Origin of the sequence: Mesorhizobium sp. C120A (genome assembly GCF_030323105.1) — a bacterium.
GTDB lineage: Bacteria > Pseudomonadota > Alphaproteobacteria > Rhizobiales > Rhizobiaceae > Mesorhizobium.
In genome coordinates, this window is sequence record NZ_CP100476.1 from 5,802,946 (window position 1) to 5,816,203 (window position 13,258).

The 13,258-nt window shown below is 63.5% G+C and carries 11 protein-coding genes; 4 read left to right on the plus strand and 7 right to left on the minus strand.

Translation table 11 applies throughout. From position 1 onward, the window contains the following. The first annotated feature begins 59 nt into the window (after positions 1 to 59). Positions 60 to 1,118 carry a DUF937 domain-containing protein gene (locus tag NL532_RS28415; RefSeq protein WP_023727720.1) on the plus strand — a complete coding sequence of 353 codons (1,059 nt, stop codon included), beginning with the start codon at positions 60 to 62 and terminating at the stop codon, positions 1,116 to 1,118. A 234-nt stretch (positions 1,119 to 1,352) separates the two neighbouring features. On the opposite strand, the gene NL532_RS28420 is transcribed toward NL532_RS28415, so the two are convergent. Beyond that, positions 1,353 to 1,643, minus strand: a complete 291-nt coding sequence (locus tag NL532_RS28420; protein ID WP_023670560.1) for a DUF1127 domain-containing protein — start codon at positions 1,641 to 1,643, stop codon at positions 1,353 to 1,355. A gap of 178 nt (positions 1,644 to 1,821) precedes the next feature. On the opposite strand from NL532_RS28420, the gene NL532_RS28425 reads away from it, so the two are divergent. Then, on the plus strand, positions 1,822 to 2,778 hold the full coding sequence (locus NL532_RS28425; protein ID WP_023670561.1) for a LysR substrate-binding domain-containing protein: 957 nt from the start codon (positions 1,822 to 1,824) through the stop codon (positions 2,776 to 2,778). 6 nt (positions 2,779 to 2,784) lie between these two features. Here the strand turns inward: NL532_RS28425 and NL532_RS28430 are convergent, their stop codons facing one another. After that, positions 2,785 to 4,983, minus strand: a complete 2,199-nt coding sequence (locus NL532_RS28430; RefSeq protein ID WP_023827913.1) for a bifunctional diguanylate cyclase/phosphodiesterase — start codon at positions 4,981 to 4,983, stop codon at positions 2,785 to 2,787. 91 nt (positions 4,984 to 5,074) lie between these two features. Here NL532_RS28430 and xseA point away from each other — a divergent pair, with 91 nt between their 5' ends. Together xseA and NL532_RS28440 are read left to right on the plus strand one after the other, a co-directional pair. Next, the gene (gene xseA, locus NL532_RS28435) at positions 5,075 to 6,748 is read left to right on the plus strand and encodes an exodeoxyribonuclease VII large subunit (protein WP_023727722.1); all 1,674 of its coding nucleotides are present in this window, start codon (positions 5,075 to 5,077) and stop codon (positions 6,746 to 6,748) included. A gap of 8 nt (positions 6,749 to 6,756) precedes the next feature. After that, on the plus strand, positions 6,757 to 7,875 hold the full coding sequence (locus NL532_RS28440) for a DmpA family aminopeptidase (protein ID WP_023727723.1): 1,119 nt from the start codon (positions 6,757 to 6,759) through the stop codon (positions 7,873 to 7,875). Positions 7,876 to 7,902: 27 nt separating this feature from the next. Here the strand turns inward: NL532_RS28440 and NL532_RS28445 are convergent, their stop codons facing one another. The 5 genes from NL532_RS28445 to NL532_RS28465 form a co-directional block, all read right to left on the minus strand. Continuing rightward, positions 7,903 to 8,145, minus strand: coding sequence for a DUF768 domain-containing protein (locus NL532_RS28445; RefSeq protein ID WP_023670565.1), 243 nt, complete (start codon positions 8,143 to 8,145; stop codon positions 7,903 to 7,905). A gap of 621 nt (positions 8,146 to 8,766) precedes the next feature. Continuing rightward, on the minus strand, positions 8,767 to 9,660 hold the full coding sequence (locus tag NL532_RS28450) for a sugar phosphate isomerase/epimerase family protein (RefSeq protein WP_023707957.1): 894 nt from the start codon (positions 9,658 to 9,660) through the stop codon (positions 8,767 to 8,769). A gap of 66 nt (positions 9,661 to 9,726) precedes the next feature. After that, complete coding sequence (locus tag NL532_RS28455) at positions 9,727 to 10,665, minus strand: ABC transporter substrate-binding protein (protein ID WP_023670567.1); 939 nt, start codon at positions 10,663 to 10,665, stop codon at positions 9,727 to 9,729. Between the two features lie 76 nt (positions 10,666 to 10,741). Further along, entirely contained in the window at positions 10,742 to 11,734 is a 993-nt protein-coding gene (locus NL532_RS28460) for an ABC transporter permease subunit (RefSeq protein ID WP_023701287.1), read from the minus strand. Continuing rightward, positions 11,731 to 13,227: a sugar ABC transporter ATP-binding protein gene (locus NL532_RS28465; RefSeq protein WP_050588083.1), complete on the minus strand. Its 1,497-nt coding sequence runs from the start codon at positions 13,225 to 13,227 to the stop codon at positions 11,731 to 11,733. Before NL532_RS28465 ends, NL532_RS28460 begins: the two co-directional genes overlap by 4 nt. Positions 13,228 to 13,258: the final 31 nt, after the last annotated feature.

Here is a 13,258-nt window from a genome sequence, read left to right on the forward strand (position 1 = left end):
TCAATCGAACATCGAAACGAACTAGGTTCTCCCTGGAGGATTTCCGGGAGGAGAAACCGATGCCTACCTTGTTCGACATATTGGCGCAGGCGCAGAACGGCAACGGCATGCAGGCGCTTGCCCAGCAGTACGGGCTTTCCATGCAGCAGACGCAGGCGGCTGTCGCGGCTCTGCTGCCGGCCTTCTCGCAAGGGTTGCAACGCAACACCGCCGATCCCTATGGGCTAGGCGCCTTCATGACGGCGATGGCGAGCGGCCAGCACGCGAAATATTTCGAGGACGCGACCAGGGCTTTCTCACCGCAAGGCGTCAATGAGGGCAATGGCATTCTGGGTCATCTGTTCGGCTCGAAGGAGCTGTCGCGCGCGGTGGCCAGCCAGGCCGCGCAGGCGACCGGCGTCAGCCAGCAGATCCTGCAGCAGATGCTGCCGGCCATCGCTTCGATGGTGATGGGCGGATTGTTCAAGCAGACGACAAACCAGTTGACCGGGGGTCAGATGCAGGCCGCCGGTGGCTTCGGCGGCGGCAGCAATCCGCTCGGCGAGATCATCGAACAGATGATGCGGCAGGCGGGCGGCGGGGCACAGCCTGCGCCGCCAGCACCCAATCCTTACGGTGAGAACCCGCTGGGCAAAGTGCTGCAGGACATGTTCGGCGGCGGCGCCCAACAGCCGCAAAGCCAGCCGCAACAGGCGCCCAACCCCTATGGCGACAATCCGCTCGGCAAAGTGCTGCAGGACATGTTCGGCGGTGGCGCGGCACAGCAACCGCCGGGCCGGCCGCAGCAACCAGCACAGCCGCAACAGACGCAGAGCCCTTACGGCGACAACCCGCTGGGCAAGATTTTTGAAGAGATGATGCGGCAAGGCGGTGGTGGCGGCTTCGGCCTGCCCGGTGGGCAGCCGGCGCCGCAGCAGCCGCAAGCACCCCAGCCGCGACAGGCACCGCAGGAGCGCCAGGCGCCGCAACCGCAGGCCAATCCGAGCGGCAGGCCACGCAATCCGTTCGACGATATTTTCGGCAAGATGTTCGAGACCGGCGCCCAGCAGCGCGACGACTATCAGAAGGGCGTGGAAACGATCTTCGACCAGTTCAAGCGGGACATGGACCGGCGGTAGTTGGCGGTAGTTGGGCGCTGACCTTCGCGGCTTCGGAGCAAGGAACGAAGCGACGCGGCGCAGACCGCACGATGACGACGGAGCTTTAAAAGAAAAAGCCCGGTCCTGGAGGAGGACCGGGCCAGTGTGCAGGCTGGCCGGCGGGGAACCGGCAGGGAGTGGGGAGCCTGCTATACTCGTTGGTCGCGGCGAGCCTGAGAAAGGTTCACGGCAACCGAAACAATGCGCCCGATATCACGCTATCTGGCGGGCGAGATCTTCGATCGTATCGGCACGATCGCTCGCAATCGCACGCAGCTTCACGGTCGGATCGGCGCCGAACGGCACATCGATGGCGACATGGAGGTCCGCGCGCGTCAGGCCGATATCGGCGAGTTCGGCGTCCGACATCTCGCCGAGGCGATAGAAGGCCCGGCGATTTTTCCAGGCCTGGTAGGCATTGAGAAGGGTGTTGGCCACGCGCGTCGCAACGGCCGGACGCGAGGTGATGCGCGAGGTCTCGGTGGCGAAATCAAACGTGGTCATGTCGGTCTCCTTCAGACTCGAACTGGACAAGACCAGGCGATCGGCGCTGGGGACAGCGGCCGTTCCGGTCTCGATTCACATGCTTTCATGTGGACAATGTGAATTTGCCACGCACCGATTGATTAATCCAACGAATGTTTCTAATCTTTAGCATCAACGCTAGTGATGGATTGGACCGATGAAAGCGCCACTCGATCTCGACCAGTTGCAGACCTTCATCTCGATTGCCGATACCGGCAGCTTTACCCGCGCGGCCGAGGAAGTGCTGCGCACGCAATCGGCGGTGTCGATGCAGATGCGCCGGCTGGAAGAGCGGATCGGCAAGCCGCTGTTCGAAAAGGACGGCCGCACCAACAGGCTGACCGAGGAAGGCGACAAGCTGCTCTCCTACGCGCGCCGCCTGCTCTATCTCAACCGCGAAACGCTGGCCGCCTTCGATGACCAGCGGCTCGAAGGCACCATCCGAATCGGCACCCCCGACGACTATGCCGACCGGTTCCTGCCCGAGATCATGGCGCGCTTCACGCGCTCCAACCCACGCGTCGAGCTGACCGTCATCTGCGAGCCGACACCAGGCTTGGTCGAGCATATCAAGCGCGGCAATCTCGATCTTGCGCTGGTGACGCACAACGACACGCGCGGCCAGTCGGAAGTGGTGCGGCGCGAGCCGCTGCTATGGGTGACCTCGGCCAACCATGCCACGCACGAACAGGAAGTGCTGCCGATGGCCTTCGGCCGGCCGAACTGCATCTGGCGGCGCGCCGCCGTCGATGTGCTCGACCGGCAAAGCCGCGACTATCGCATCCTGTTCACCAGCTTCTCGGCGACCGTCATCACCGCCGCGGTGCTGTCGGGGCTGGCGATCTCGGTGCTGCCGGAATGCGCGCTGCGGCCCGGCATGCGGGTGCTGGGCGAAGCCGACGGTTTTGGCGCCCTGCCCGACTGCCGCATCGGCATCATGCGCGGCCAGACCTCGCGGCCCGAAATCGTCGACGCGCTGGCCCGGCACATCTCGGAAAGCCTCGACAATATTTCCGTGCCGCTCGGCGAAGAAACGGGAAGCTTCGATTTTGCCTCGCTCGCCTTCGCCAAGATGAAGCGGAGCAAGCCGAACCAGATCCTGCCTGGCTGGTAGGAACAATCAGGCCGACGCTGCCGCCTCCGTCGTTGCGTTGGCCGACGACAGGCCGGGTAGCGCCACCAATTGCGCCGGCTCCAGCGGCGGCGACAAGAGGTAGCCCTGCAGCTGCTGGCAGCCCATGGCGACCAGCAGCGCCTTTTGCACCTCGGTCTCTACGCCCTCGGCGGTGACCTCGACCTTGAGCGCGCCGGCGAGATCGATCAGCGCCTTGACGATGGCGCCCGAATTGCCGTCGCCGTCGAGAAGCCGCACGAAGGAGCGGTCGATCTTGAGCTTGTCGATGGCATGGCGGCGCAGATAGCTCAGCGACGAATAGCCGGTGCCGAAATCGTCGAGCACAATGCCGACGCCGGACTGGCGCAAGGCTGCCAGAGCCGCTCTGGTGGTGTCGTTGTTTTCCAGGAGAACGTTTTCGGTGATCTCGAGCTGCAGGCGCTTCGGCGCCAGTCCCGTTTCGGCGAGGATCGAGGCAACCTCTTCGGCAAAGCCGGCGTCGCGCAATTGCAGCGGCGAGACATTGACGGCGAGCCACGGCAGTTTGGTCTTCACGGCGAAGCGGCAGGCTTCCAGCAGGGCCCATGCGCCGAGCTGCCCGATCATGCCGCGTTCCTCGGCGATGGCGATGAACTGCGCCGCCGGCAGTGCGCCATGGACCTCATGCGCCCAGCGGATCAGCGCCTCGGCGCCGACAATGGTCTTGCCATCGCTGGCAAAGACCGGCTGGTAGGCGAGCTTGATACCGGTGCCGCCATTCAGCGCGCTGCGCAGCTCGCTCTCGACCTTGCGCTTGCGCAGCAAAAGGTCGTCCATGTCGCCGGCGAAGACCTGGTAGCGGCCACGGCCGTTCTTCTTGGCTTCGTAGAGCGCGATGTCGGCCTTGCGCAGCAGATCGTCTGCATCGGCATCAGGGCCTGTCGACAAGGCTATGCCGATGCTGGCGCTGATAAAGACCTGATCGTCCATCAGTTTGAACGGCTCCTGCAGTTTCTGCAGCACCCTCTCGGAAATATCCTCTGCGTTCCTGACGTCGCGGACATCGATCAGGATTACCGCGAATTCGTCGCCACCCAGCCTTGCCACCGTGTCGACGTCGCGAACAGCATGGTGAAGCCTGGCCGCCGTCTGGCGCACGAGTTCGTCGCCTGCCGGGTGACCAAGCGTGTCGTTGACATGCTTGAAGCGATCTAGATCGAGATAAAGCAGCGCGACCTTGCTTTCATTGCCGGAGGTAAGCAAGGCACGCCGCAGCCTGTCCTCGAACAGTGCCCGGTTGGGCAGGCCGGTGAGCGTGTCGTGAAAGGCGAGATATTGCGCCTGGGCCTGGCTGGTCTGCAGCGCCGATGACGCACGGCGCAGACGCCGGAGCAGAAAGGCGAGCACGCTCGCCGCAACCAGCGCGGCCAGAGCCAGGGCCGGGCTGGCCTTGCCCACCAGCGTCAGGCCGGGCCGTTCCTGGTCCCAGGCAATATAGCCGAGGATGACACCCTGTTTGTCGATAAGCGGAATGGCAGCCGAGCCAAGCGGCTGAGCCATCGGCAGGAGATGCGCCCCCGCCAGAAGATATTTCTGCGCGATCTTGCCGATCACCGCGTCGTTGATGAACTCTATGGAGACATGCAGATATTCGCTGCCGGATGCCTGGGTGACGCGATCCGAACTCGGCACCAGAGGCATGACGCTGAGTATGGCAGGCTGACCGCCAAGCGAGACCAGATCGTCGGCAACGAATTTTGCGCCGGCCTGGCTTGCGTCCTTGCTCATCATCTGGCGCAACCTGGCGATTGTCGGCCGCAAAGCGGGTTCGTCCTCGCCAAAGACGGCAGGCGACACGACCTTCCCTTCGCGCATGGCGTGGACCGGCCGGTTGGCGTCGTCCAGCACATAGACCCGGTTGTGGCCGTAATACGAGGACATCCAGACGCTGAGATTCTCTGCCATCCAGGTCTGGTTGCCGGCCTTGGCGTTGATAACGGAATCATCCCAGACGGCGACGCTTTCCTGCTCGCGCTTTACCGCGGCGATCTGGTCCTGCAGGCCGTTGGCCAGGAAAACCTTCTGCCGCTCGAGCGAGACCCGGTCGGCCTGCATGGTGGCGTAAAGGCCGAAGCCGACAACGATGGCCAGTGCAAAAACGGCAAGCGTCAGCACCGTCAGGGTGACCTGGAACGTCAACGGGCTGCGTTGTCTGCGGGCGCTCATGCGTCCTCCTTGGCCCAGAGTCAATCAGGACAGGCTTAAGATCAAGTTATGGAATCTTGACGCGGAGCGACAACAGCCGCTCAATCGGCCGATGAGCGACGCAGAATCCGAATCACGAACCAATGCCACCGAATACACGGTGAGCGAGATTTCCGGCGCGCTGAAGCGCACGGTCGAGGATGTCTTCGGCCATGTGCGGGTGCGCGGCGAAATTTCCGGCTATCGCGGGCCGCACTCTTCCGGCCATGCCTATTTCACCCTGAAGGACGACCGCGCGCGGCTCGATGCCGTGGTCTGGAAAGGCACGATGAGCCGGCTGAAATTCCGTCCCGAAGAGGGGATGGAGGTGATCGCCACCGGCAAACTCACCACCTATCCCGGCAAATCCAACTACCAGATCGTCATCGACAATCTAGAACCCGCCGGCGCCGGGGCGCTGATGGCGCTTTTGGAAGAGCGCAAGCGGCGACTGCAGGCCGAAGGACTTTTCGATGCCGGCCGCAAGCGGCGGCTGCCGTTCATGCCGCGCACCATCGGCGTCGTCACCTCGCCGACCGGATCGGTGATCCGTGACATCATCCATCGCATCAAGGACCGCTTTCCGCTGCATGTGCTGGTCTGGCCGGTAAGAGTGCAGGGCGAGACGGCGGGGGCGGAAGTGACGGCGGCCGTCAACGGCTTCAACGCGCTGGCCTGGGATGGAGCGATCGTGCCGCCCGACCTTCTGATCGTGGCGCGCGGCGGCGGCAGCCTCGAGGACCTCTGGGGGTTCAACGATGAAGGGCTGGCGCGCGCCGTCGCCGCCTCGCGCATCCCGGTGATTTCGGCCGTCGGGCACGAGACCGACTGGACCTTGATCGATCTCGTCGCCGACATGCGGGCACCCACGCCGACAGGTGCGGCGGAGATCGCGGTGCCGGTGAAAGCGGACCTCGAAGCGACACTAGCCAGTCTTGGCGCACGGCTCAAAGCAGCCACCTTGCGCAATTTCGAACGCAAGCGGCAGGCCTCGCGTGCGGCCGCCCGCGCGCTGCCCTCGCCCGACCAGTTGCTGGCGCTGCCGCGACGGCGGCTGGACGAGGCGGCCAGCCGGCTTAGCCGGGGGCTGATGGTCTCCACCGAAAGAAAGCAAGCTCGGTTCTTCGCCGTGAAGCTCACTCCGGCAACGCTGTCGCGGCGAATTGCCGAGGCGCGACGCACCAACGACCGCAACCTTTTGCGCGCCCAGGGGGCGCTGCGCGCATTGGCGAGAGCCCGGCGCGCGGAGTTGAATCGTGCGGCGGATCAGTTGCCAAAATGTGCGAAAGCATCCCTGCAACGGCACAGGCAGCAACTGGCTTTGCTGCAAGGCCGCATTACGATCGAGCCAACGGCACGGCGGCAAACCGTGCAGAGGGATCTTCTGACAGCTTTGACGAGACGAGGCACGCAAGCGGTACTGCTCAGGCTGGAGCGACTGCGCGGCCGCATCGTCCAATCCGAGAGGCTGATGGCAACGCTGTCGCACAAGGCTGTGCTGGCCCGCGGCTTCGCGCTGGTCAAGGATGCCGGCGGCGCGGTGATCAAACTGGCAGTTGATGTGGCGCCGGGCGCTGGCCTGCAGCTGGAGTTCGCCGACGGCATCGTAAATGCAGTCGCGACCGGCGACGCCGAGCGGGTGCAGGCCGTTGCCAAACCAGCGGCCACGCCGCCCGCCAGCAAACCCGCCGCAAAGCCGACGGCCAGCAAACCGAAAGAGCCGGGCAATCAGGGCTCGCTTTTTTAGAGGACCGCATGACCGGACATGACCCGCATCTTCAAACGCCGGCGGGCAAGCCGCGCGCGCGTGCTTTCGGCATTACCTTCGAGGGCACGCCGGGCGGCTTCAACGCCATCACCGATGTGCCCGGCGTATCGGTCGGCTATGCGACGCTGATTTCCGGCGAGGGTCTGCTCGAGGTTGGCACGGGGCCGGTGCGCACCGGCGTCACCGCCATCCTGCCGCGGCCGTCGGCTGAGCTCGCCACGCCGGTGTTTGCCGGTGTCTTCAGCCAGAACGGCAATGGCGAGTTGACGGGGTCGCACATTATCGAGGAAGTCGGCGCCTTCAACCTGCCGGTCACCATCACCAACACGCATTCCTGCGGCGTTACCCGCGACGGCACGCTGCGCTGGATGCAACGCGTGCTGCCGGCGGCGCTCGACAGCGGCTGGGGCCTGCCGGTTGCGGCGGAGACCTATGATGGTTTCCTCAACGACATCAACGGTCATCACGTCGGCTTCGAAGATGTCGAAGCCGCGCTCGACGGTGCCGCCGGTGGAGCGATCGAGGAAGGCAGTGTCGGCGGCGGCACCGGCATGATTGCCTTTGGCTTCAAGGCCGGCTCGGGCACGGCATCGCGCATCGTCGAGTGGCAGGGCATCAGGCATACGGTCGGCGTATTCGTGCAGGCGAATTTCGGCAAGCGGCGCAATTTCACACTGCGCGGCGCCCGCGTCGGGCCCGATCTGGTAGAGCCGGCGATGCGCGAAGGCACGCCGCGTGCCGAAAAGGGCTCGATCATCGCCATCGTCGCCACCGATGCGCCATTTCTGCCGCACCAGATGAAGCGGCTGGCAAAGCGCGTGCCGCTCGGCATCGCCATGACAGGCGGCTTCGGCTACCACAGTTCGGGCGACATTTTTCTGGCCTTCACCACCGCCAATCCGCAAGCAGCACTTGCACCGTCGGGACGAACCGCAAACGCCGCTTACATCCCGGACGTCGATATCGATCCGTTCTTCGATGCGGTGGCGCAAGGCGTAGAGGAGGCGATCCTCAATGCAATGGTCGCCAATGAGGATATGAGCGGACGCGACGGCAATTTCGTGCCGGCGCTGCCGAAGGCCTGGCTGAAAGATCGATTTGGATAGAGGACAAGGCCTGGCGGGCCTGTTGCGTCACGGCTTGGCCGCGTTGCTCTGGTCGGCCTCGGCCGCCTCTTCGAGCCGCGATGCGATCAGTTCCTGGATGTCGCCGACTTCTTCCTGGATATCTTCCAGCGGAATGCCGACCTCAGCGGCCTTGGCCGCGCACTCCTTGGCGAGGGTCTCGGCCTGCTTCTCGATCTTTACCGGCGAGTGCTGGCAGTGGACCTTTTCACCGATCCATCCGCGCAAGAACTCGATCGCATGTTCACTCATACTGCTTTTCCCTGGCGGCTATGCCGGTTGGTAACCGTAAACGTCCGCACCCGGTAAAGGATGCATGCTGCCATTCGAACCGAGTCGGCTTCGCCCGGCAAGTTGATCTTGTCGGAGGTCCGAAGAGCCGAATGAAGGGAAGGGTTCAATGAGCACGTTCTGATTGTTTGATAGAGTGGTACGTTGGCCGGGATCGGCTTCGGCTCTATGCTATTGTTCTTACGATCTTTTCCTGCTGTCGACGGCCGATTTGTATCACAATAGGGATCACAACGCGTAACACATTTTCTGCTGCTTCGTGGTACACCGCCACAGCTACACGGTCGAAGCCGCCGCTATATAGTGACATCATTATGCGATGTCGACTCTATCAGCCATCCTGCTTCTTTCCGCCGCGCTGTGTCAAACGTCATCCCCGTCCAGTATGGAGATCGGATGGCCCCGGAGGGCGTATGAAGATGTTGATTTTATTGCGTTTCGTGGGCCAAAATCAGAAAGCTCTCGTCAGCGTCACCCCGCTCGACTGCCTCCGCCACACTCAGCGCCTCCGACGTCGATTCCTTGCACGTAAGGCGCGGGCCGGATGAACGACAACATTGGCGCTTTGGCAGCGCGCTCCTGCTAAGGACGATGTCTCGATGCAACAAGCTCTGCCTTTCGCTGCGCCGTCTCCAGACCGATTGAGATGAAGGCGCGCGCATGCCGGGCCAATTCCATATTGTCGGACCACAGATTGCGCCAGATCGCCGTCTTCCGTGACAGGTTCTCGTCGACGATCTTCGACGAGAAGGATTCAAAGCTGAGGTCGTCCCTATAGCCGATCGCGGTCAGCGCATCGAAGATGGCGGCAAAGTCGATATTGCCGGTGCCGAGGAAACCGCGATGGCTCTCGCCGATATGGACATAACCGATCTTGTCAGCGGCATGGCGGATAGCCAGTCCGACATCGGCCTCCTCGATGTTCATGTGGAAGGTATCGAGATGCAGGAAGATGTTGTCGGAGCCGGTGTCCGCGATGAAGGCCAGGCCTTGTGAAGCGGTGTTGAGAAGATTGCTTTCGAAGCGATTGACGATCTCCAGATTGAGCGTGACGCCGGCGGCCTTGGCCGTCTCCGCAACCTTCGCAAGTGTACCCGCGCTGCGGTTCCACTGATCGCGCGTCGGCGCCTGCGTCTGCAAGCCGTGGCTGGTACTGAGGATGCCGCCAATCTTCTGGCCGCCGAGATCGCGGGTGAGCGCGATCGTCTCGTTGAGGATCTCGACGCCGCGCGCGGCAACCGCCTTGTCGGCACTCGAAATGTCGCCGTCGGCCGGCAGGCCGATGCTGATCGCCACGCCAAGCTTGAGGTCGGCGATGCGCCTGGCCAGCCCGCCAACGTCGACATTGGCGGGGTCAAGATAGGAGAACTCGATCAGGTCGAAACCGGCCTCCTTGGTGTTGGCCAGCGTCCGTTCGAGGTCGCCTTGCGCCGAACTCGCCGACCAGACGAAGGAATGAATACCGATGCGCGACATGATCGTCTCCCGTTTCTGGAATTGAGTTGCGGCCGGGTTGCCCCGGCCGCATCGGCCTTGGGAGGCTTAGCGGGCTGCGGTCCAGCCCTTGTAGTCTTTCAGGTTCTCGGCCGTGATCAGCTTCGGGTCGAGCAGCACGGTCGGCTCCGCCGGCTTCTTGCCGGCAAGCAGCTCAGCCGCCATCGTCAGCGACTGGCCAGCCATCACGTAGGGATCCTGCGAAGCCGAGGCCTTGATCATCGAGGTGCCGGAAGCGAGTTCCTTCTCGATATCGGGAGCGCCATCCACTGCGGTGAAGATGAACTCCGAGCGATTGAGCTGCTTGGCCGCAAGCTGGGCGCCGATCGCCGTCGGATCGTTGATGGCAAACACCGCATCGATCTTGTCGAAGCGGGTGAGCAGCGACTGGAAGACCTTCAGGCCGCCGTCGCGCGAGCCTTCGGCATTCTGGTCGTCGGAGAGGATCTTGATGTCGGGGTGTTTTGCAAGGACGTCTTTGCAGCCCTTCACCCGCTCCAGGATCGACGACGACGCCGGGCCGTTGAGGATAACGTAGTCGCCCTTGCCGCCGGTGTGGTCGACCAGATACTGGCAGGCCTCTTCGCCGGCCTTGACGTTGTTGGTCATCACGGTGACGTCGGCGCCTGGCGCCGAGACGTCGAAGGCGGCAACGACGATGCCCGCTGCTTGCGCCTTCTTCACCGCCGGGCCGATCGCCTTGGCATCGACCGCATTGAGCATGATCACGTCGACCCCGGCGGCGATGAAGGAATCGACCTGAGAGACCTGCTTGTTGAGGTCGTAGTCGGCCGACACTGAGGTTACCTCGACCTTTGGGTTGATCTTCTTGGCTGCGTCCTCGATGCCCTTGATGGTGGCGACGAAGAAGGGGTTGCCGAGCAGGCCGACCGAGATGCCGACCTTGTTGAGGTCCTTGGCCGATGCGGGCGCGATGGCGGCGGCCGCGAGTGCGACGCCGCAGAGCAGTTTAGCGATGGTCTTCATTGCTTTCCTCCAATTGCCCCGCGCCTCTCACGGTGCGTTACACAAACCGGTCGTTTACGCCGGCGACCAAGGTCAATCACGTTCTCGCTCCTGCCTGGAGCCTGTAGCGGTCGAGGGCGACTGCCACGATGATGACCAATCCCTTGATGATGTACTGCCAGATGTCCGAGACACCGGCCAAGATGAGCCCGTTGGATAGCACCGCTATGATCAGGCCACCGATCAGCGTACCCCAGATCGAGCCGACGCCGCCGACGAAGCTGGTGCCGCCGAGAATGACCGCGGCAATGGCGTCGAGTTCGTAAGACTGCCCAAGCTGCAGCCCGTTGGCCGCATAGAGCCGGGCCGCTGACATGGCGCCGCCAAGGCCGGCCAGCAGGCCGGAAACGCCATAGACAAAGAGCAGCACCAGCGGCACCTTGATGCCGGTCAGCCGCGCCGCTTCGGCATTGCCGCCAACGGCATAGATCCAGGTGCCGAGCACGGTGCGCTTGAGCACCAGCCAGGACAGCACCACGATCGACAAGGCGATGATGACCAGCCACGGAATGCCGAACAGCGAACCGTTGCCGATGAAGTCGAACGGCAGGTCCGAGTTGAACACCGTGGTGTCCTGGCCGAGCAGGCGGGCGACGCCGCGCACAGCGGTCAGCGACCCCAGCGTGACGATGAAGGGCGGCAGTCTGATATAGGCGATCAGCAGCCCGTTGATGACGCCGAAGCCGAGGCCGACGAGAATGGCCGCCGGCACGCCCAGCAGTCCCCAATCGGGCACCAGCGACACCATCACCGCCACCATCGCCGAGGCGGCAAGTATCGAGCCGACGGACAGGTCGATCCCGCCGGTCAGGATGACGAAGGTCATGCCCGCTGCCAGCACGATGTTGATCGACGATTGCTGCATGACGATCAGCAAATTGGTCTGGGTGAAGAAGCGCGCGTTCATCAACTGGAAGCCGACCGCCAGCAGGATCAGGATCGGCAGCATGCCAAGGGCGGCGAAGGCGGTGCGCAACCGCCGGCTCCTGCCGACAACCTGGCCACTGATCTCGGTCGCCTTGTCGGTCATCCCTTGGCCGCTCCCGTTGCAAGTTCCATGATTGCTTCCTGGCGCAGCGGCTGGTCTTTGGACGCCGTAACCTCGCCGGCAATCGTGCCGTCGCGCATTACCAGCACGCGGTCGGCAACGCCGATCACCTCCGGCAGTTCGCTGGAGATCATCAGGATGGCGATGCCCTTTTTGGCGAGATTGTCGATCAGCCGGTAGATTTCCGACTTCGCTCCGACATCGACGCCGCGCGTCGGTTCATCCAGGATGACCACTTGCGGCTCGGTCTCGAGCAGGCGGGCAAGCAACACTTTCTGCTGGTTGCCGCCCGACAGCGAACCGGCATTGGCCTGTACCGACCTGGTGCGGATGGAGAGATCCGAAACGGCAGTGGCAGCACGTCTCTCGGCGGCTTTGAAATCGCGCAAGCCGCCGGGCCGCGCATCCCTGGCCAGCACGCCCATGCTGATGTTGTCGGAGATCGACATGTCGAGAAAGAGGCCGAGCTCCTTGCGGTCTTCGGTGAGATAGGCGATGCCGGCATTCAGTGCCTCGCTTGGCGAGCCGATGGTTACGGGCTTGCCGTCGAGTTCCAGCGTGCCGGCGATGCGTCTGTCGGCACCGAAGATCAGTCGCGCGAGTTCGGTGCGGCCCGAGCCGACAAGGCCAGCCAGAGCCAGCACCTCGCCCTTGTACAGTTCGAAGGAGCAGTTCTTCAGGAGATTGCCGTCCGCCATGCCGCGCACCGACAAGGCGACCGCGCGCTTGTTGTCCGGCGGGCGATGATCCTTCCTGTAAAAAGCGGACAGGTCGCGGCCAACCATCATCGAGACGAGGCGCGAGGCGTTCAGCTCGGCACGCTCGAGTGTGCCGACATAGCCGCTGTCGCGCAGCACGCTGACACGGTCGGCCAACTGGTAGACCTCTTCCATGCGGTGGCTGATGTAGATGATGGCGATGCCTTGCGACTTCAGCGTCGCGATGACCTCGAAGAGACGGTCGGTCTCGCGCGAGGTCAGCGAGGTGGTTGGCTCGTCCATGACGATGATGCGCGCGCTGGTCGAAAGCGCGCGGGCGATTTCGACCAGCTGACGCTCGCCGAGCGACAGGCTGGAAACCTGAGCCCGTGCGGAGAAGGACACGCCGAGACGCTTGATGATCTCATTGCTGCGCCGGTAGCATTGGTCGCGGTCGACGATGCCGAAACGCCTCGGCTCATTGCCGAGGAAGATGTTCTGCGCGACCGTCAGGTTGGGCGCCAGCGACAGTTCCTGATAGATAACCGCAATGCCGTGAGCCCGCGCCTTGATCGGGTCGCCGGTGGCGACCGGCACGCCGTCGATCAGTATCTCGCCGCCGGCATCAGGCCGATAGGCGCCGGACAGCACCTTCATCAAAGTCGACTTGCCAGCACCGTTTTCACCCATCAGCGCATGGACTTCGCCGGCATGGACGGTCAGCGACACGTCCTGCAAGGCGCGGACTGGCCCGAACGTCTTCGAGATGTGCCGCATTTCCAGCACTGGCTGGCGCGTGACTTCGGCC

Excerpts from the sequence above, each read along its gene's own strand:
- NL532_RS28415 (WP_023727720.1), top strand. The coding sequence starts at position 60 with ATGCCTACCTTGTTCGACATATTGGCGCAGGCGCAGAACGGCAACGGC.
- NL532_RS28420 (WP_023670560.1), bottom strand. The coding sequence starts at position 1,643 with ATGACCACGTTTGATTTCGCCACCGAGACCTCGCGCATCACCTCGCGT.
- NL532_RS28425 (WP_023670561.1), top strand. The coding sequence starts at position 1,822 with ATGAAAGCGCCACTCGATCTCGACCAGTTGCAGACCTTCATCTCGATT.
- NL532_RS28430 (WP_023827913.1), bottom strand. The coding sequence starts at position 4,983 with ATGAGCGCCCGCAGACAACGCAGCCCGTTGACGTTCCAGGTCACCCTG.
- xseA (WP_023727722.1), top strand. The coding sequence starts at position 5,075 with ATGAGCGACGCAGAATCCGAATCACGAACCAATGCCACCGAATACACG.
- NL532_RS28440 (WP_023727723.1), top strand. The coding sequence starts at position 6,757 with ATGACCGGACATGACCCGCATCTTCAAACGCCGGCGGGCAAGCCGCGC.
- NL532_RS28445 (WP_023670565.1), bottom strand. The coding sequence starts at position 8,145 with ATGAGTGAACATGCGATCGAGTTCTTGCGCGGATGGATCGGTGAAAAG.
- NL532_RS28450 (WP_023707957.1), bottom strand. The coding sequence starts at position 9,660 with ATGTCGCGCATCGGTATTCATTCCTTCGTCTGGTCGGCGAGTTCGGCG.
- NL532_RS28455 (WP_023670567.1), bottom strand. The coding sequence starts at position 10,665 with ATGAAGACCATCGCTAAACTGCTCTGCGGCGTCGCACTCGCGGCCGCC.
- NL532_RS28460 (WP_023701287.1), bottom strand. The coding sequence starts at position 11,734 with ATGACCGACAAGGCGACCGAGATCAGTGGCCAGGTTGTCGGCAGGAGC.
- NL532_RS28465 (WP_050588083.1), bottom strand. The coding sequence starts at position 13,227 with ATGCGGCACATCTCGAAGACGTTCGGGCCAGTCCGCGCCTTGCAGGAC.